Consider the following 18,686-nt stretch of genomic DNA (forward strand, 5'->3'; position numbering starts at 1 on the left):
ATACCGATGGTGACGGCATTGATGACAAGACCGAAGTAGACAACGGCAGCAATCCGCTCGACCCGAACGACCCGGTGGCTGATCCGGACGGGGATCTTGATGGTGACGGCCTGACCAACGGTCAGGAAAGCCAGCTCGGTACCGATCCGGAGAACAAGGATACCGATGGTGACGGCATTGATGACAAGACCGAAGTAGACAACGGCAGCAATCCGCTCGACCCGAACGACCCGCTTAATGGTGGTATGAAGTTGAGTGATAACAGCCTGACTGTGGTACGTAATAACGCTGTAGCGAATGGTATTGACAGTAACGAGTTGCAAGTGGCAGTAGTCGATGCTGCGGGCAATGCGAAAGCCGGTGTGACCGTCGAGTGGACCACCACTGCCGGCAGCCTCTCGGGAACAACCAGCATCACTGATGTGAACGGTATTGCCCGCATCGAGGTGAGACATACCGGGATTGCCAGCGTTACTGTAACCGCATCCCTGCTGGGCTCCAGCCAACAGGCTGATGTGAACTTTGCTGCTGGGCAGATCGCAAGCGATGGTGTGCGGGTGACTGACCAGAGTGGTAACGATGTACCGGCTTATGCTCCGGTGGGTACTATCCTCTATGCCCATGTGCGCCTGGAAGGAGAGGTTGACGGACAAACCGGCCGGGGTGATGAGCAACTGACTGGCGGTTCACGGCTGACTTACCAGTGGCAACGTACCAATGATGGCGTGAACTGGAGCGATATCGGCTCCTTTGATCGCTACACAACGACCGGTGCGGATCAGGGTTACACCTTCCGTGTTCACGTCACCGCACAGTGACGGTCAGGAGATGAAGGTCTCGTAAATCGTCTTGTCATAAATAGGTTGCCCATCTACTGATGGGCTGCCAACACCAAGCACTAAACAAACAGGAAGATTAATTGAAACAATAAACAACGCTGCCCTGGTTATTCAACGGTGCTTACGAATTATTTCGTTATGCTAAACTCGTAAAAGGTAGGTATAGCTAGAGCTTGAAGAAATAGAGGTATGGTAATGTCAAAGACCAATAACTTAGGAACGGTCTACTATTAAAGATAATCGTGCTGTTTTTAATTCTGTAATTAATTTGCTGTCATTTATAGGGGGTTATTACTGAGTTTCATTTAGATAGTAGGAATTGACTGATTTAAATATCATTGCAGTATATTCATTTTTATGGTTAGTAATAATGTAATTGGTGGAGTTTATGTTGGTGAAAAAATATCACGGCACAATGATTGTTTTTCATTGGCTTATAGCTATCTTGATGACAATGGTTATATTTTTTTCTCTTTTTTATTGGAGTGTTAAAACCTTCCATCTCCCCTTTACCAAAGATACAGTGTTTGCCACATTTATCGGCCATGAGACGGTCGGTTTCTTTTTACTGCTGGCGACTGTGGTGCGAATCTGCAATTCCCTAAGTCACCGCGCTGAGAGACCCCGTTCAATCAATGCGGATCATCCGCTCAAGCACGCTCTTGAAAAGGCGGTGCATCTGTTCTTGCAGTACGGGGTGATCCTTCTGACCCTGCTGGGGTGGGCCACCGCCAACGCCAAAGGATACGAACTGCGCCTGTTCTGGCAAGAGTGGCTGACCCTGCCCAACCTCGTTGAGTTGGGTGATCCCAAACAAGCGGCCACTAACACCATCTACCAGCTCTTGTTGCAGTGCCACAGTGTTCTGGCCTTTGCCATGATGGCCGTGGTGCTGCTGCATATCACTGCTGTGATGGTGCACCGGTTCAAGGGGCACAATCTCTTGACCAGAATGTTGTTGCGCTAAGTGTTGTACCACAGGTCGGCAGGTACCATCCGACTGCTGACTTGCCCCCTTATCGATAATGTTCTAGGTTACAATCAATAACTTACTGGCTTTACTATTGGCTTGATAAAGGAATCGCATGGCAACGATCATGATTGTGGATGACCATCCGGCTATCAGAATGGCCGTAGGCATCCTGTTAAAAAGTAAGGGCCACCAGATCTCGGGTGAATTTGATAATGGTATCGATGCTCTGGCGCAGATCCGCCAGCAAGCGCCCGATATCCTGGTGCTCGATATCAATATTCCCCGTATCGATGGCTTTGATGTAATCAAGCGCTGCCACGAGCTGGCCATGTCACCAAGAATTATCGTGTTAAGTGCCCATGACAGCGACCACGTCAAAACCCGCTGTGTTCAACTGGGGGTCTCCGCCTTTGTCTCCAAGCTTGATGATCTCACCAAGCTCTCTTCTGTGGTGGAGCAGGTGCTGGCTGGCTATGTGTTATTTGACCAAGCCCTTCGCTTTGATGCTGCCGGCAAGTCAGATATCGACAGTGCAGAGGTATTGAAGACGCTTTCAATGCGTGAGATGAGTGTGCTGATGGCTTTGGCAAGAGGCGATAATAACAAGAAAATTGCCAACGATTTGGTATTAAGTGAAAAAACAATTAGTACCTATAAAACAAGGCTGATGACCAAGTTACAGCTCAACAATATTGTCGATCTACTTAACTTTGCCAAACGCCATAATCTGGTCTGAGCCATGAAAAAAATCTTGACGCTATTTTTTTTTATCACTTGCTCCACTGTTGTCGCTTCAGAAAAAACGGATCAGACCATAATTCCAATATTTTCCCGTGAGCCAGTCCCTGTCAGTCGAGCCGTGACGCCCTTTAATACCGCCGAACAGACATGGCTGCACAATAAAAAGCAGTTGGTGTTGGCCGTGCCTGCCCCCGACAATCCACCTCTCGATATATCTCTGATGTCCGGTGACTATGAAGGGGTTACGGCAGACATCGTGGGGTTGCTCTCTGCCACCTTTGGCATCCCTGTCATCGCCAAGCGCTATGAGACACGCTCTGCTGCATTGCAGGCAATCAGGCGTGGAGAAGTAGATTTTATTGGTTCCGCAAACACCTATGAATCTTTTCAGGGTTTTTTACTCACCAAGCCCTATATTAGCGACACCCCTGTGCTCTTTATTCGCCAGGGCATACAGGTAGATGACGTTGAATCTGTTGCGGTGCCACAAGATTACCTACCAGACGAATTTTTCAACACCTTGTTCAATGATAAAAAAGTCATTCATTATTCAGGGCGTTACAGTGCCTTGGCCAGTGTGGCCTACAAAAGAAATGATGCGGTTTTGATCGACTTGTTATCTGGGAACTTTTTAGTCAACAAATTCTATCTGGAGAATGTTGAATTCGGAAAAACGATACCATTCAACTCTTACGGTTTCTCATTTGCCCTCTCTCCCGAAAACAAACTCCTCCAGCAATTAATCAACAAAGCCATCGACATCATTCCGGCTACATCTATCAACGCTATTTATCAACGCTGGGCTGGAGGTGGGGTGTCGCTGGTTGGTGAGTCGCTCAATCTGACCGCTGCCCAAAAGGCATTTCTGGCGCAAAAGAAAGAGATCACCTTGGCAGTCAATGACCGGATCCCGCCGATGGGATTCGTCGATCAGGATGGCTATTTTCGAGGCATCTTGGCTGACCTGATACAAACAATTCGGCTACGGCTCGGGATTAATGTCAAGTTGGCGGTCATGACTAACTTGCGGGATCAGTTGGATGCTGTGCAATCCGGTGATGCTGATGTGACCATTAGCAGCCCCAATAGAAAATATAGCCAGCCTTTGGTTTTCAGCAGAGCGATTGTGTTGGATCCGTTGGTTTATGTGATCAGAAAGGAAAATTACGATAAGTATTCAGATGTTGAGAGTGTGCTAAATGATGGTCCGTTAGCGTTGGTAAAGAGTACCGTAGCGGAAAAATTGGTTGAAGAGTACCAATCCGATAATCTGAAAGTCACCTATTTTGACAAGTACGACAATGCATTGGCTTGCGTTGCCAATCTGCTATGTAACGCTGCGATTGTGCCATTGCGGCCTGCTCAATATTTCATTAACAGTAATCATACCGATTCACTTGCTGTGGGAGGGGAACTTTATGACTCACAGCCGGTGGCAGCGGCCTTCACAACACGGCCAGATAATCGTGCGCTGATTGAAATATTGGATAAAGTTATTGCATCAATTCCACCAGATGAACTGGAAGTATTATCCAGTCGTTGGCGAGTCAGCGCCAAGCAAGATATATTGACCTTGAATGATGTGTTTCATCAATTCTGGCTGGAGATTGTTGCAGCAACCGTCACGCTATTGATAGTGGTGTCATGGGCATTGATCTTGCGCCGCCAAAACAATGAAAGAAAGCGTGCTCAATTCGCGCTAAAGCAACAGCTTAAATTCATGGACGATCTGGTTGACAGTATTCCGCATCCTGTATTCGCTCGAGATAAAGATAACAACTTCATACTATGTAATAAAAGCTACTGTAGCTTTGTTGGGGTTGAAAAAGAGCGGATGTTAGGCACAAATATTGCCAACCTGCCGATATCGGAACAATCACAAGAAGATCTTCGAGAGATTTACCGTAAGCTTCATGAAAATGGGGTTAGTTATAATAATGATCACTTATTGAAACTTGCGGATGGTCGAGCCTTTCATGTTTATTATTGGTTGCATATCTATCATGATCTATCCGATGAAGTCAGTGGTATTATTGGTGGTTGGCTAGATATCAGTGAACGTCATCGCTTGATGGAGGAGTTGGCAGAAGCCTCACAACGTGCAGAATATGCTAATAGGGCCAAGACAACATTTCTTGCGACCATGAGTCATGAAATTCGCACACCAATGAATGCAATAATCGGTTTGCTTGAATTGACCCTTCGTAAAGGTGGTATTAGTGCACAGGCGAATGATTCAATCGAAATTGCACTCAAGTCTTCGAAAGAATTGCTGGGATTGATTGGGGATATCCTTGATGTATCAAAAATTGAATCAGGCAAGCTTGAGCTATCTCCTGCTCCTCATAATATTGCTGAACTTAGCCGCTCAGTAATTAATGTTTTCTCAGCGAATGCACGAGAAAAGGGGCTTTACCTCACATGTTCCATCGATGATGAACAGACGGTTTTGATCGACTCGATGCGTTACAAACAGATCATATCAAACTTGATCAGCAATGCGATTAAGTTCACCCATAGAGGGGGCGTTGATCTTGCTCTTACACTATTAAGCGAGGATGACGAGTGTGTAGTGACGATAAACGTTACGGATACCGGGATAGGGATAAGCCAGGATGATCAAACTCGTTTGTTTCAACCTTTCAGTCAGGTAGAACAGTCCCAAGATGAGTATCGTTCTGGTACCGGGCTCGGTTTGATGATTTGTCGTACCCTGTGCGAAATGATGGGGGGGCGTCTCGAACTGATGAGCGAACCGGGTCAAGGTACAAGGGTCCTGATATCACTGCGGTTACCAATAGTTGGCAGTTCTGCTATGGTGCGGCCATCACTCCCGACGTTGAGTGACATATCAGCTATTGCCACCCGCAGCAGTCGAATTCTGATTATCGATGATCATCCAACTAATCGATTGTTGGTGAATCAACAACTGACCTTTTTAGGGCACGAGGTTACGATGGCTGAGTCCGGTCGGGATGCCTTACAGCAGTTAGTGGATCAACGCTTCGATTTCATTATTACCGATTTTAATATGCCGGATATAAATGGCCTTGATTTTACTGAGCGCTATCGTCAGCAAGAGCGTGACGAGCAACGAGAACGGACAGTTATTATTGGGTTGACCGCCGATGCGAGACAAGAGCAGATCCAGCATGCGATCGAAGTAGGCATGGATGATTGTTTATTCAAGCCTGTCAGTCTGGATCAGATTCGAGATTGTCTTGCCAAGCATGATCCACGACCATCGGGTAATGATGCACAAGTGACGACTAGTGCAGCAATAGCTGAACGGATTGACCAGGTGCTTGGGGGATTAGCAGCCGGAAATACCCAGTTTATGTTGCCTTTGCTACAAGAGTTCTTGAAGGCTACGGATGATGATATCGCTATGTTGACATTGGCTAGTAACGATAATGATAGCCGGCGTTTTCTCGATTATTTGCACAGAATCAAAGGTGGTGCAAGGATCATCGGTGCTGATCAACTTGTTGAATGTTGCACCGAGTGGGAACAAGCACCCAATTTGAGTGGGTCTATGCCGAGATCGCTGGATCAGGTTAATGATATTTATGGCCAAGTAAAACAGGGGATTTTATATTGGCAGGAGAGTAAAGGCGTAATTGAATAAGAGAAGAAATGAAGGGTGATTTAAATCTTCATACTATAATTGAGGTATTTTTCAGACCCCTGGATTAAAAATGCAAGGGGTCTTTTTATTTTAAGTTTACTCGAATCCAGAATTTAACGTTACTGACTTGGCTTTCCAATTTAGATGCCAACCACTCAATTCATGATATGGCATCGCTTTTCCTGCAATATAACCTTGACATATATCGCAGCCCAGTTTTTTTAGAATTTGCCACGTATCTATATTCTCTACGCCCTCGGCCACTGTTTTTAGTCCAAGGTTATTGGCCAACTTGATACTTGTTTCTATGATAGCTAGATGTGATGGCATGTTATGGCAGTGATCGACAAAAGTACGATCAAGTTTTAACTCGGTGAAAGGGAGCAAAGCCAGCTGCTGTAGTGATGAGTATCCTGTGCCAAAATCGTCAATAGAAATACCGAACCCATGCATTCTTAGCCGTGTTAATACTTCAAGTGCTTGACCGATATCTTCAGTAAACGCACTTTCCGTAATTTCCAGAGTGATTTTCTGAGGGGGGATCTGGTTCAATCCACAATGTAGTAGCAGAAAATTACTCAAGCTTTTATCAGTAATTGAACTAGCCGATAAGTTTAGAGCCATATTTAATGATGGTTTGCCTTTGGCACACTGATGGTATTGTGAAAGGGCATCACGAATAATCATCTCGGTAAGTGGGTGCATTAGATCATGTTTTTCTGCCAGTGGTATAAATAGATCCGGTGGTATCATCCCATATGTTGGATGAAGCCACCGAGCAAGCACTTCAATGCCACACCATTCACTAGTGAAAAAGTCAACCTTGGGTTGATACCATGGGTGTATCTGTCCATGCTGAATCGCATATTCCAGGTCAATATTGGTAATTCGTGGCTCTTGTTTCTTATCGGATAAAACGGTTAATACTGGTGACCAACGGCCGATTAATGCTTCTAGCTGAGAAGGGTTGGTCGGTTTATCAATTTTACCTAATATTTGCAGACCAAATTCTGCTCCCATTCGCAATACTGCATCGACCACATCGTTCTCTAGCACACTAGAAAGAATGATTCCTCCTTTAAATTCTTTAGAGGAAAGTCTTCGTAGTAGTGCCATGCCATCCATTCCTGGGAGCCTTAGATCACAGAACAGAATGTCGACGCAGTTTTGTTCACAAACCTCCAGCGCATCAAACCCATCCTCTGCCTCTAAAATATGTTGGAAACCCATGTTGCTAAGCATACTGACCAGTATGGTGCGGTGAAGCGCGTAGTCTTCTACAATCAAGAGAACCAAATTGTCTTTATTGTTCCAGATATGAGCCTCCATTTTGCTGTTCTCCTCTTGAAATGATTCATGAATGGTGTTGAATGATTCTCAATAAAGCTGATTTTTATGAATGACTTGGCCTTGTTATCTATTTTAGCAGGTTGTATGAAGAAGTGCGTTTGAGGGGATGGGCCCCCTTAACTATACAAGATGGTGACCATGAATTTTCAATGAGCACATGAAATTTTAATTAATCATGTGTTTTGGTGTTATTTTAATTTCCTACCGTGTTGATGCCTGATTATTTAGTTATTGTTGCGGTATTATTTACTTTAATAAGAGAGTGGTGACTCATCTGATTAGTCCTCCAAAGAGAAGCTGTTTTATTATTGGAGAATTGTATTTTTTATTGGCTTTGTTATTAGTATAGGTTCGGTTTTTCGTTACATTAGGGAATACTTAAAGGTACACATATAGCGAGTAATAGGGGCATGTGTGCACAATGTGAGTCATCTAGAAGGAATTTAAAACGATGTCTATGACATCACACCCGTCATCGTGGAGTTCATTGACATCAGGTATCGAGAGTTTCAGCTGGCAGCCTTCAATGACAACTACGACTTGAGACTTGTAAACCCCAATGCCGTTACAATACGTACCTCGTTAAGTTGTTTGGAATGCGGTGACCTGCATAGCCACCGATGAACATGTTGATAAGGTCAGCGAGACTTGAAGTAGGCGACCTTTTCAAGGAAGTAGCGACCCAGTTCACCTTGATGTTGGTTCGCTTCGCTTTCTGCGCTGACCAAGTGACCGTTGCGCTCCTTCCATACCGCATATGCGGCGGCCTTCTCGACCTCGACCCGTTCTTGCTGTTCTTTCGGTAGGGCACACAGATTGTGACTCATACTGGCCTCTTTGTTATTTGTTGGCGCCATGGTATGCCATCACTGGCATGCGGGACTTGCGCTGGTTCAAAGGTGGTGCGCTATAATGGCTGTATATAAATACAGGTGTTGTTGCCATGAAGTTGTTAACCCCAGACCCATCACCCGCCGAGGTGACCATCCCGCTGTTTTTGCACCGCGCCTCTTGCGGCTTTCCCAGCCCAGCCAGCGACTATCTGGAAGGGAAGTTGGACCTCAACACCCACTGCGTGGCCCACCCTGCAGCAACCTTCTATCTGCGTGCCGAGGGGGAGAGCATGACCGGGGTCGGCATCTTTCCCGGTGACTTGCTGGTGGTCGATAAGAGCCTCACCCCGCGCCATGGTGATGTGGTGATTGCACTACTCGATGGCGGCTTCACGGTAAAGACCTTGCAGCTCAAGCCGAGGTTGCGGCTGTTGCCAGCCAATCCGGCGTTCTCGCCTATCGACCCTTGTATGAGCCTCTCCCTGGAGTTGTTCGGAGTGGTCACCCATGTGATTGGCAATCTGAGGCTGCGTGATGGCTATAGCGCTCGTTGATGTAAACAACTTCTACGCCAGCTGTGAGCGGTTGTTTCGCCCTGAGCTGCGTGGCTGCCCGATCGTGGTGCTCTCCAACAACGATGGATGCGTGGTGTCGCGCAGCCCCGAAGCCAAGGCGATGGGTATCAAGATGGCCGGGCCCTACTTCAAGATCCGCAAGCAGTTCGAGGCGCATGGCGGTGTGGCATTCAGCTCCAACTACGCGCTCTATGGAGACATGTCTGGCAGGGTGATGAGCACGTTGGAGACCATGGCCCCCGAGCTGGAGGTCTACTCCATCGATGAAGCTTTCCTGTCACTGTCGGAGTCGTTTGCCGGGGACCTGAGAGCCTATGGACAACAGATCCGGCAGCGAGTGTGGCAGTGGACCGGCCTCACGGTAGGGGTTGGGATAGGCCCCACCAAGACCCTCGCCAAGCTGGCCAACTATGCAGCCAAGAAGTGGCCTGCCACGGGTGGCGTCGTGGACTTGCGTGACGAGCTGCGCCGTGCCCGGCTGATGGCTATCACCCCGGTGGACGAGGTGTGGGGCATAGGACGGCGCTTGGGGGCCAAGTTGGTGGCACAAGGCATCAACACCGTGGCTGACCTGGTGGCTATCGATGCCAAAGGGTTACGCGCCCAATACGGCGTGGTGGTCGAGCGGATCGTACAGGAGCTGCGTGGCCTGCCTTGCGCAGAGCTGACCGTTGAACCGGCGGCGAAGCTGCAGATCCTCTCGAGCCGTTCCTTTGGTGAGCGAGTGACTGACCGTGGAGAAATGGCCCAAGCGTTGTCAGGCTTTATGGCTCGCGCAGCCGAGAAGCTGCGGGCCGAGGGGATGTGTTGCCAGCGGGTGCACCTGTTCGTGCGAACCAGCCCCTTTGATGAACGAGCCCCTTACTACAGTGAGCAGGCGGGCATCCGGCTGGTCTGCCCTAGCGATGATACCCGGTTGCTGCTGCAGCAAGTGAACGTGCTGCTACCGCAGATTTGGCGCGACGGTTACCGCTATCAGAAGGGTGGGGTCATGCTGAGTGAGTTCACCCCCAAGGGGCAGCAACAGGCTGACCTGTTTGCCCCGTCCTCCGCTCAATCGGACGCGCTGATGGCCGTGATGGACCAGATCAAAGCCAAGGGATTGGGGCGAGTAGGCTTTGCCAGCCAAGGCACGGGGTCGCTTGAGTGGATGATGCGACAAGAGCACCTGAGCCCCTGCTACACCACCCGCTGGGAGGACCTGCCGGTGGCGAGGTAACCAAGACACAATGAAGCAGCTACTTGGCTGTAGTAGGACGTTTTGGAAAAGTGCTGCGAATGTAGACGGGCCCTGGTGACACATTCCACATGCGCGGCGGCGGGGACACCTCCCGCCCCCCCATCTTGATTTGACCCATCCCCACCACCCCGTCGGTACCGGTTTTTCTCCCTTGTGCAACCGATATCCACACTCACCCTCGACTCATCCTTTGCGGGTGAGTGTGCTGTTATGACCGCTGCTAGGTATGGTAACCAATTGAAATTGCTAGAATGTTCGTTTCCTATAATAGGAAACGAACCCCATCTTTGGCATGACCTAGAGGAGGGGCAGTGCATTCGAGATCCCGTCGAGCAGGGCCGCATCAATCGACCTGTGGCCCAATATCTCTCATGAACTTATGAAGTTACACTCAACTTGATGGGAATAAATATCAATTGCATTTGATGGCCATTTGTCCCCCTAAAGGGGGACTTAAATCTTGGGGCGGCAATAGTGCCAAAACCAAAGGACATCATCATGAAAGTGAATCTCGATCTCATAGAGCGACTCTTTGGCAAGTCGGGTCGGTCGATCCAGCGGATGCTGGATAACGGTCAGCTGACCAAGGAGGAGTTGTTGGACTTCAGCCTGTTTGTCGCGTCACTGACGGTGGCAACAGGGGGCATTCTGGGCAAGCCGTTGATGGATAGCATCAAGTGGGGATTGAGCGAGCGCATCATCTCCGGTCTGAACCCGTCTCTCCTTGGGCTCCATGTTAGTCACAGCCAGCGGGAAGAGAAGGTGAGCGTGAGTGCCAAGCGAAAGGCTCGTCGTGTCTCGCTCAACGGTGATGAGGTGTTGGAGCTGGCCTATCTGATGGCCATCGCGGATGAATATTTCTTTGAGCAACTGCGAGGGCGAGTCGAGACCGACCTGCGAGAGAGGGTATGGTCGCAGGAAGAGCTGGTCGCTCAACTGACACACAAGCGGCAGCATTGGCTTGAAGAGGAGGGGGCTGACGAACCACAATCACCTCTACACTAACCACAAACAAGAAAAGGGGCCGCGTTCTGCGGCCCCTGTTGTTTACTCTCCTCCTTGTTCCGACAACAGCCTGTCGTGGGCGTCCGCTATCTTGTCCAACGACAATTGATACACCCTGGATTTCTTGTGTCGGGGCAGGTCGCGGCCGGTGCCATGTGTGAGGATGCCGTGTTTACGCAACACCTTATGGACATAGTTGGCGTTAAAACCGATGAAGGTTTGTTTAAACCCATCCACATAGAGGTGCAGTTCGAGAGAGGTCGTGTAGCCGTAAGTCTCTCCCAGCTTCGTGACATTCGGCCCATCGGCAAGGAACTGCCCTCTGCGGCGTTCGAGTAGCTCGACCAACTGCTCGATAATGTTTGCTTCTTCAAGGGATCCGCTTGTACCACGCTTTGCGAGCCACTTGCGGAATAGTTGCTCGACAACGGCTGCTACACTACCCGCAGGCCAACCTGTGATCCCGAAGCGGTTGGCCAACTCACCTGCAGCCGATATCAATCCGAATGCATCGGCCACCCTTTGCACTTGGCCATCACACTCTTTGGCTCCAAGCCGTCGCATCATGTCAGCGCGATGCTCGTCAACGAATGCCTGAGCACCATCGATGTCCAAGGTCAGCTCTTCAACAAAAGAGCGGAAGGCAACGCCATGATACCGGGTAGTACGTTCTGCGAGGGTCTTGGAGAGGGAGGCTCCACTCGGATGGCCATGCAACTCTTCGAAGATGCCATGGCGGTCGGTATCGGCCTCAATATTGATCATGCGGACATCATGGCCAGCTTTGTGACGCTTACCGACCGAGGCGAGGCTGTGCTCCAAGTCAACTTCCCCGTTGCTGAGGAAGGTTGTTCGCCATTGTAGTTTGGCACGGCGCGACAGATCGGCATTGGCACGAGCTCGTCCTTCACCGTTGGCCAGCATGTAGATGGTGTCGCCCAGAACATGAGGGTCTGCCTGCCCGATCTCGTCCAGAAAGAGGGTGCTGTCGTTGCACAAGTCCGCGGTGGTTTCCAATCCCACCTTGGTAGCATTCCAAGTCTGGATCTTGTTGGCAGGCTTGCCGAGCACGCTGGCTGCAACCAGCATGGCGGTGCTCTTGCCGATTGAGGATGGCCCCACCAGATGGACGCCAAAGCTGCTCTGATTGGTCAAGCGCAGCAAGGGGCCAGCGAAAGCAAGCGAGGTACTTAATAGCAAGCGGCTGTTGCTAAGGCACAGCGCCGCAACTTCATCACGCCATTCGTCCAAGGTGCCTGCCACGTCGGATTGTATTGGGGTATGACCGGTATAGATATACTTGACCGCATTGGCATATCCCACAGCCCCATCTCCAAACATGAAGATGTGGGTATCCGGGATCCAGCCTAGCCGGTCATGCCGAATACGCGTGTTGTCAGTGGGCTTCGAGTTGAGATAGTCAATCAGCTGTCTCTTCATACCCAAGTTGAAGCGATAGCCTCCGTCCATCAGCTTCATCAACGCTTCGCGTCCGTCAGACAGCAGGTGAACATCTCGAATAAACGCCTCCTGCGGCCGGCCATCCGGGCTATACCAGTTGACCTGTATGCCCCAGCCTAGACCCGCAGTGTCGCTCCCGCTGGCGATTACCCAGAGTGGAGCACCGATCCTGCTCCACACATCGTCTTGACCTTTGTCAGTGGTGACACAGTAGAGTCCATCTTGAAACTCAATGGGACCTAACTGGAAGGGCTCAACCTTCAGCTCGTAACGCCTTGTATTCATGAGATATTCCTTTGTATAAAGTTGGTTGAACGATCCGGTCTCGTTGGTGTTTGTGACACAGTGACGCCGTGACACCGGATTTAATGGGCTGGAGGAGCGGCCTCAACACTCGCGAACAGTGCGGCTTTGCCGTTAAGGCAGAAGAGGTCATTGAAGTCGGTTATACCGGGGATGGTCGGTGGCACAATCAAGCGGCCGTGCAGTTGATATGCTGCTGTACGCGCTTTGGTTAGTCCGGGGTTGCCAGCAGTGGCATGATCGTTGTCTGCACACACCCACAGCTTGCTGCTGCTATAGAGCGTGCGAATGATACGGCCGACCTCGAGCAGGTTACCGGCAGAAAATGCAATGGCGACCGGTATGCCGAGGTTCTCAAACAGCGTGGCCCCGGTTGCATAGCCTTCGCAAAGCAATACGGGGGCGTCGGACTTGGGTGAAGGGCCAAGGAGTAAGAACCCGCCCTTGAGTGACAAACCCCGATGGAAGCGCTTATTCCCGCTTTCATCAATGTCTTGCAAGCTCAACAACTGGGAGCGTGCATTGAAGACCGGTACTATCAACCGGTTACCAAACTGACGAGCACCGACCCCTGAGATTTGTTTGCGTGCAAGGTAAGCGTGTTGGTATGGGGGCTCGGCTGCCCCCCAGATCTCTTTGGCTTCCTTGAGCGCCTTTGCTTGGGCCTCGGCAAGCCGATTTGCCTCAGCAGCTTTTGCCTGCTGAGTGAGTTGGGCACGTATATAGCTTGGTATTGCGGGTCCGATTGGCCGCCATACACACTTTATTCCCGTCTTCCACGAGCCAAAAGCGGCGTGATTACCCAACTCGTCGGTGATCAACCAACCATTGCGTGTACCTGGGCGGTCCCCTTGAATATGAAAGCGGAGGACCTGACCAGGTGTAGGGCTCAATGCGCGTGATGGCTTCACGCCCATGGCAATCATTGAGTCCTCCAAGGAGAGGGCGGTGGTCATGGTTACATCCCCCCGACCAACTTCTGCATCAAGTCCTCGATATCACAGCTGCGCCAAGCGACGCGGCGACCACCGAGGCTGCACTTTTTCGGGTAGATTCCCTTCCGAATACCGTCATACCACGTTGTCTTGCTGACAGGGATTAAAGCCAGCACTTCTTTGATATCCAAGAAGCGAAAGGAGGGTTCAGTGGATGAGAGCGGCTTGGCATGTGGGGCTGCGTGGAGGTGCTCGGCCTCTTTGATATGAGTCGAACGAGTGCTTTTAGTTTTCATACTGAGCTCCTTGCGTAGCGGTTCGTCAAGGTACGGCATGGTCCGGGGCCGTACAGTGCGCTCAGTAAACCACCGACCCGCAAATGCTATCGTCCTACTAGAACACCACTTTTATATGAATTATTTTCATTAAGTGGTGATATTTTATTTGTTTTTGGAATGCATTGACGACGCCAACAAGAAGGCATCCAGCAAGATGCTCAGTCATAAAGGGGGGAATAAAAAATGCCAGTCAAGTTGATGACTGGCATTGGAAGGTAGGGGGAAGAACGGGGTTAGCGGTGTACAAGACTCACGGTCTTTTTGACAGAGGAGAGGGGCACATGGCCATGACTTGCCTGCTCTATATGCTCACTCCACCACTTCATCATCGTCACCCTTTGGTCAAAGTAATCTGAGCGGTTATAAGCGCGGCGAACCTCGTTCTCGTCAGCATGCGACAAGGCGGCTTCGATGGCATCGGGGTTGAAGCCGTGCTCGTTCAGAATGGTACTCCCAAGAGAGCGTAGGCCATGTGCAACTAGACGTCCCCCATACCCAAGCCGCTTAAGTGCCGCATTTGCAGTTTGTGGGTTGATGTGGCCAAGAGGGTCTCGATCCCCGGGGAATACAAATGGACGATGTCCACTAATGGGCTTCATGAACTCAAGAAGAGCTATAGCTTGATCCGTTAGCGGGACTCGGTGCGGACGAGACATCTTCATCCTGTCGGCCGGAATGTTCCATACCTTGCCGTCAAAATCGATCTCATCCCAGCGAGTACCGGCCGATTCACTCGGGCGTACCAGCGTATGAAGACTCCATTCGATCTGACCACGCGTCGTATTACTCAAGCTGCCATTAGCTATATCAGCCATGAGCTGAGGTAGTTCGGATGGCTTGATGGTTGGCATGTGTTGCCCAGCGGGCTTCTTGAATACTTTGTGTATGGCAGTACATGGGTTCGCATTAAGCAGACCGTGGTTTACGCAGTAGTCGAGAATTTCATTAACTCGTTGGCACAGACGGTGCACTGTTTCGTACTTGCCCTGCGCTTCGAGCGGACGAAGCAACTCAATAACTTGTGGTGCCCGGATCTGATCGATGGGTAGTGAACCAATGTGGGGAAGGATATTAAGTTGCAGAGTTCGCCAGGCATGAGACGCATAGCGAGGGGTAACAGAATGACTTTTGAGTTCGAGCCACTTAGCCGCCATACGCTCGAAGGTTGCTGAGTTTGCTGCCTGTTGGTCAGCCGCAGCCTGAGCTTGTTCATCTCGGTGAGCTTTCGGATCGATGCCTTGAGCTAGAAGGCTGCGGGCGCCTTGCCTTAGTTCTCGAGCCTTGGCGAGGGGAACTTCGGGATAAGAGCCGAAGCTCATATTGGTCCGAGTTTTATCTGCGGGCCGATAGTACTTGAACACCCAAAGTTTGGAACCTTGCACAGAGACTCGCAATTGTAGCCCTTCACCATCTGACAGGGTGTAGTCCTTTTCTTTGGGCTTTGCCGCCTTGATTTTGCTGTCGCTCAGCAGATCTTTAGCCATCTCATTATCCTCCTTGATGATGACTGACTTGGTACCAGCGTTGACTATGTTTGCCTTGTTTTGGTACCACGAGTTGTGCTCGTGGTACCAGCATCAACCATGACACTAATACAACGAGAAGCGCCAATGAAAATTGGCGTTGGTGTTCGCTGGTACCATTCATGGTACCAATGACCCCGGTTCTTGGCGAACTTCGCCGAACTATTTCGGACAACAAAAAACCCGCAAGCCTTTCGGAATGCGGGTTTCTGGTCTTTCTCGTTCCTTCTCGGAACAGTATTTGGCTCCCTCGACAGGACTTGAACCTGTGACATACGGATTAACAGTCCGCCGTTCTACCGACTGAACTACGAGGGAAAAGTGGCTCCTCCTACTGGACTTGAACCAGTGACATACGGATTAACAGTCCGCCGTTCTACCGACTGAACTAAGGAGGAATTGCCTGTCTCGTTAAGACGGGGCGAATATTAATGACCAGGGCGGCGGGTGTCAACCCGCGAATTTCCCGAAAACCGGATTTTCGGACTGTTTGCCCAAAAGTTGCGCTTTGCGGTTTATTTTCAGCACAATCAGTCCCTTGCCGTCGTTCCCCCCAACCGGCGCAGGGGGCATTGGTTCGGTTCGCATCAACCTGATGATGACAGCATGATGTCGCGAACGTGCTGGCAACCAGATGAGGCTCAAATGGTAATCTTTGTGGCAAAAAGGGGGAGAGCAGGAGCAAAGATCGGCGATTTGGCGGCAAATAGGCCAAATAATGGGTGAGCGCGCGTTTCATTGATCCTGCCCATCGAAAAAATGGCCGGTCTGGAGTAAGGTTACGCAGGATACCATCGCCGCGTCGACAGCCCTGCCGGCCCTTGATGATGATCGGGCGCCGGATCTCTCCGGCCTTTATCTCCCTCTTCTGGTATTACGATATACATGCACAAGCAAGCCTCTTTAAATAGCGTGAAGCTCGCCATAGCCTTACGCCAGTCCTGTATTGATGAACCCTACAGCATGGCCCGCTTCGGCCGTGATCTTATCGCCGGTGTGACGGTGGGCATCATCGCCATCCCGCTCGCCATGGCACTGGCCATCGCCAGCGGTGTACCGCCGCAACACGGTCTCTATACCGCCATCATTGCCGGTATCGTGATCGCCGTGACCGGTGGTTCCCGTTACTCCATCTCCGGCCCGACCGCTGCCTTTGTAGTGATCCTCTACCCGGTCGCCCAGCAGTTCGGGGTTGGCGGTCTGTTGATGGCGACGCTTATCTCAGGCCTCTTTCTGGTGGCGATGGGGATGGCCCGTCTTGGCCGCCTTATCGAGTACATTCCCCCGTCAGTGACGCTGGGCTTTACCGGTGGTATCGCCATCGTGATCGCCACCTTGCAGATCAAGGACTTCTTTGGCCTAAGCGTGCCCGAGATGCCGGAAACCTATCTGGGCAAGGTCGAAGCGCTGGCCGCCGCCCTGCCAAGCTTGCAGTGGGGCGATACCCTGGTGGGGGTCGCAACACTGGCCGTGCTGCTGCTCTGGCCACGCCTGCGTCTGCCTGTGCCCGGCCACCTGCCTGCGGTGCTGGTCGGAGTAGGTCTGGGTTTTGGCCTCCATTACTTTGGGGTGGATGTGGCCACCATCGGCAGCAAGTTCAGCTATACCCTGGCTGATGGCACCCAGGGGATGGGGATCCCGCCCATCGCGCCGACCCTGGTGATGCCCTGGGCCTTGCCCGGACCGGATGGCTTGCCAGTTGAATGGAACCTGGCGGCTGTTGAGCGGCTGCTGCCTGCCGCCTTCTCCATGGCGATGCTGGGGGCGATCGAATCGCTGCTCTGCGCCGTGGTGCTCGATGGCATGACCGGTCGCAAACACAGCTCCAACGCCGAGCTGGTGGGGCAGGGGCTTGGCAACATCTTCGCCCCCTTCTTTGGCGGCATTACCGCTACCGCTGCCATCGCCCGCTCTGCCGCCAACGTGCGTGCCGGCGCTACGTCCCCCATCTCGGGGATCGTCCATGCGCTGGTGGTGCTGGCCGCCATTCTGGTGCTGGCCCCCTGGCTCTCCTGGTTGCCGCTCTCGGCCATGGCTGCCTTGCTGCTCATCGTGGCCTGGAACATGAGTGAAGCGCACAAGGTGGTGGAGCTGATCCGTCGCGCCCCCAAATCCGATGTGCTGGTGCTGCTGGTCTGCCTGTCGCTCACCGTCATTTTCGACATGGTCATCGCCATTACTTTCGGGGTGATCCTGGCATCCCTGCTCTTTATGCGCGAAATCGCCAAGATGACCAAACTGCACGATTTGGCCGAGCACAAGCGCTATGCCCATGAGGTGCCGAACAATGGCCTGCTCTACAAGATCAACGGCCCGCTCTTCTTCGCAGCGGCCGAACGGGTCTTTGCCGAGCTGGAATCACAAGTGAAAGGGCACAAGGTGCTGGTGTTGCAGATGGAGGCGGTTTCCATCCTCGATGCGGGCGGCCTGTCTGCCTTCCTCCACTTTGGCAAGCAGATGGCTAAAGCCGGTGTCGAGTTGCGGGTGGCCGAGTTGCAGTTCCAACCGCTCAAGACCCTGGCACGCGCCAAGGTACGGCCGCAGCCCGGCAAGCTGGAATTTTACGGCTCGCTGGAAGAGGCGCTCAAAGGTGAACATTTGCACGAAGCGGCAGTAAATTGATTGAAAGGGATACGAAACGGCATATTTTTGGTCACTTGGTTCGGATATTGAGCAAACGAACGCAAAAAGTAAAAAATTGCATTGACCAAAAGCCATCGTATCCCTTACATTACGCCCCGTCGCCGCGGCATGGTCCGCCAGTGAATGTGCAGCTCAAGCACATAAAGCAGTGAGCAAAAATTTGGTGAGGTGTCCGAGTGGCTGAAGGAGCACGCCTGGAAAGTGTGTATACGGCAACGTATCGAGGGTTCGAATCCCTCCCTCACCGCCACATTGCAAAGCCCTGATGGAAACATCAGGGCTTTTGTTTTATGGCGCAA

14 protein-coding genes and 3 tRNA genes are annotated in these 18,686 nt (G+C 51.2%); 9 read left to right on the forward strand and 8 right to left on the reverse strand.

Annotation, left to right across the window (positions count from 1 at the left end; genetic code table 11):
• From AB5Z02_RS09825 to AB5Z02_RS09840, 4 genes are all read left to right on the forward strand, one after another.
• The coding region (locus tag AB5Z02_RS09825) for an Ig-like domain-containing protein (protein WP_368215918.1) at nucleotides 1-818 on the forward strand (818 nt) is incomplete at its 5' end.
• A gap of 415 nt (nucleotides 819-1,233) precedes the next feature.
• On the forward strand, nucleotides 1,234-1,806 hold the full coding sequence (locus AB5Z02_RS09830) for a cytochrome b (RefSeq protein WP_368215919.1): 573 nt from the start codon (nucleotides 1,234-1,236) through the stop codon (nucleotides 1,804-1,806).
• Nucleotides 1,807-1,924: 118 nt separating this feature from the next.
• Nucleotides 1,925-2,548 (forward strand): response regulator transcription factor, encoded by a 624-nt coding sequence (locus tag AB5Z02_RS09835; protein ID WP_139405446.1) that lies wholly within the window; start codon nucleotides 1,925-1,927, stop codon nucleotides 2,546-2,548.
• A 3-nt stretch (nucleotides 2,549-2,551) separates the two neighbouring features.
• Nucleotides 2,552-6,181, forward strand: a complete 3,630-nt coding sequence (locus AB5Z02_RS09840) for a transporter substrate-binding domain-containing protein (protein ID WP_216963224.1) — start codon at nucleotides 2,552-2,554, stop codon at nucleotides 6,179-6,181.
• Between the two features lie 96 nt (nucleotides 6,182-6,277).
• Here AB5Z02_RS09840 and AB5Z02_RS09845 read toward each other — a convergent pair whose 3' ends face one another.
• Both AB5Z02_RS09845 and AB5Z02_RS09850 read right to left on the reverse strand, forming a co-directional pair.
• Nucleotides 6,278-7,510: an EAL domain-containing protein gene (locus tag AB5Z02_RS09845; RefSeq protein ID WP_216963221.1), complete on the reverse strand. Its 1,233-nt coding sequence runs from the start codon at nucleotides 7,508-7,510 to the stop codon at nucleotides 6,278-6,280.
• Nucleotides 7,511-8,169: 659 nt separating this feature from the next.
• The gene (locus tag AB5Z02_RS09850; protein ID WP_368215920.1) at nucleotides 8,170-8,358 is read right to left on the reverse strand and encodes a DUF3283 family protein; all 189 of its coding nucleotides are present in this window, start codon (nucleotides 8,356-8,358) and stop codon (nucleotides 8,170-8,172) included.
• Nucleotides 8,359-8,474: 116 nt separating this feature from the next.
• On the opposite strand from AB5Z02_RS09850, the gene umuD reads away from it, so the two are divergent.
• The 3 genes from umuD to AB5Z02_RS09865 all read left to right on the forward strand — a co-directional run bounded on the left by umuD (nucleotide 8,475) and on the right by AB5Z02_RS09865 (nucleotide 11,184).
• On the forward strand, nucleotides 8,475-8,918 hold the full coding sequence (umuD, locus tag AB5Z02_RS09855; RefSeq protein WP_139746934.1) for a translesion error-prone DNA polymerase V autoproteolytic subunit: 444 nt from the start codon (nucleotides 8,475-8,477) through the stop codon (nucleotides 8,916-8,918).
• Nucleotides 8,899-10,158, forward strand: a complete 1,260-nt coding sequence (umuC, locus tag AB5Z02_RS09860) for a translesion error-prone DNA polymerase V subunit UmuC (RefSeq protein ID WP_368215921.1) — start codon at nucleotides 8,899-8,901, stop codon at nucleotides 10,156-10,158. Before umuD ends, umuC begins: the two co-directional genes overlap by 20 nt.
• Nucleotides 10,159-10,677: 519 nt before the next feature.
• On the forward strand, nucleotides 10,678-11,184 hold the full coding sequence (locus tag AB5Z02_RS09865; RefSeq protein ID WP_005361211.1) for a hypothetical protein: 507 nt from the start codon (nucleotides 10,678-10,680) through the stop codon (nucleotides 11,182-11,184).
• Between the two features lie 42 nt (nucleotides 11,185-11,226).
• Here the strand turns inward: AB5Z02_RS09865 and AB5Z02_RS09870 are convergent, their stop codons facing one another.
• From AB5Z02_RS09870 to AB5Z02_RS09895, 6 genes are all read right to left on the reverse strand, one after another.
• Nucleotides 11,227-12,930, reverse strand: a complete 1,704-nt coding sequence (locus AB5Z02_RS09870) for a DUF927 domain-containing protein (RefSeq protein ID WP_368215922.1) — start codon at nucleotides 12,928-12,930, stop codon at nucleotides 11,227-11,229.
• Between the two features lie 80 nt (nucleotides 12,931-13,010).
• The gene (locus AB5Z02_RS09875; RefSeq protein ID WP_157188046.1) at nucleotides 13,011-13,904 is read right to left on the reverse strand and encodes a toprim domain-containing protein; all 894 of its coding nucleotides are present in this window, start codon (nucleotides 13,902-13,904) and stop codon (nucleotides 13,011-13,013) included.
• Nucleotides 13,905-13,906: 2 nt separating this feature from the next.
• Nucleotides 13,907-14,179, reverse strand: a complete 273-nt coding sequence (locus tag AB5Z02_RS09880; RefSeq protein ID WP_139460606.1) for an AlpA family transcriptional regulator — start codon at nucleotides 14,177-14,179, stop codon at nucleotides 13,907-13,909.
• A 275-nt stretch (nucleotides 14,180-14,454) separates the two neighbouring features.
• The gene (locus tag AB5Z02_RS09885; RefSeq protein WP_005361190.1) at nucleotides 14,455-15,705 is read right to left on the reverse strand and encodes an integrase domain-containing protein; all 1,251 of its coding nucleotides are present in this window, start codon (nucleotides 15,703-15,705) and stop codon (nucleotides 14,455-14,457) included.
• Between the two features lie 281 nt (nucleotides 15,706-15,986).
• Nucleotides 15,987-16,062, reverse strand: a tRNA-Asn gene (locus AB5Z02_RS09890).
• 4 nt (nucleotides 16,063-16,066) lie between these two features.
• A tRNA-Asn gene (locus AB5Z02_RS09895) sits at nucleotides 16,067-16,142 on the reverse strand.
• A gap of 487 nt (nucleotides 16,143-16,629) precedes the next feature.
• Between AB5Z02_RS09895 and dauA the strand changes: the two genes are divergently transcribed.
• Both dauA and AB5Z02_RS09905 read left to right on the forward strand, forming a co-directional pair.
• Complete coding sequence (dauA, locus tag AB5Z02_RS09900; RefSeq protein WP_368215923.1) at nucleotides 16,630-18,366, forward strand: C4-dicarboxylic acid transporter DauA; 1,737 nt, start codon at nucleotides 16,630-16,632, stop codon at nucleotides 18,364-18,366.
• Between the two features lie 183 nt (nucleotides 18,367-18,549).
• A tRNA-Ser gene (locus tag AB5Z02_RS09905) sits at nucleotides 18,550-18,637 on the forward strand.
• Nucleotides 18,638-18,686: the final 49 nt, after the last annotated feature.

Origin of the sequence: Aeromonas sp. R2-3, from assembly GCF_040908375.1 — a bacterium.
Classification (GTDB): domain Bacteria; phylum Pseudomonadota; class Gammaproteobacteria; order Enterobacterales; family Aeromonadaceae; genus Aeromonas; species Aeromonas veronii.

Excerpts from the sequence above, each read along its gene's own strand:
- AB5Z02_RS09885 (WP_005361190.1), bottom strand. The coding sequence starts at position 15,705 with ATGGCTAAAGATCTGCTGAGCGACAGCAAAATCAAGGCGGCAAAGCCC.
- AB5Z02_RS09875 (WP_157188046.1), bottom strand. The coding sequence starts at position 13,904 with ATGACCACCGCCCTCTCCTTGGAGGACTCAATGATTGCCATGGGCGTG.
- AB5Z02_RS09880 (WP_139460606.1), bottom strand. The coding sequence starts at position 14,179 with ATGAAAACTAAAAGCACTCGTTCGACTCATATCAAAGAGGCCGAGCAC.
- umuD (WP_139746934.1), top strand. The coding sequence starts at position 8,475 with ATGAAGTTGTTAACCCCAGACCCATCACCCGCCGAGGTGACCATCCCG.
- AB5Z02_RS09835 (WP_139405446.1), top strand. The coding sequence starts at position 1,925 with ATGGCAACGATCATGATTGTGGATGACCATCCGGCTATCAGAATGGCC.
- AB5Z02_RS09865 (WP_005361211.1), top strand. The coding sequence starts at position 10,678 with ATGAAAGTGAATCTCGATCTCATAGAGCGACTCTTTGGCAAGTCGGGT.
- AB5Z02_RS09840 (WP_216963224.1), top strand. The coding sequence starts at position 2,552 with ATGAAAAAAATCTTGACGCTATTTTTTTTTATCACTTGCTCCACTGTT.
- umuC (WP_368215921.1), top strand. The coding sequence starts at position 8,899 with ATGGCTATAGCGCTCGTTGATGTAAACAACTTCTACGCCAGCTGTGAG.
- AB5Z02_RS09870 (WP_368215922.1), bottom strand. The coding sequence starts at position 12,930 with ATGAATACAAGGCGTTACGAGCTGAAGGTTGAGCCCTTCCAGTTAGGT.
- AB5Z02_RS09850 (WP_368215920.1), bottom strand. The coding sequence starts at position 8,358 with ATGAGTCACAATCTGTGTGCCCTACCGAAAGAACAGCAAGAACGGGTC.
- dauA (WP_368215923.1), top strand. The coding sequence starts at position 16,630 with ATGCACAAGCAAGCCTCTTTAAATAGCGTGAAGCTCGCCATAGCCTTA.
- AB5Z02_RS09845 (WP_216963221.1), bottom strand. The coding sequence starts at position 7,510 with ATGGAGGCTCATATCTGGAACAATAAAGACAATTTGGTTCTCTTGATT.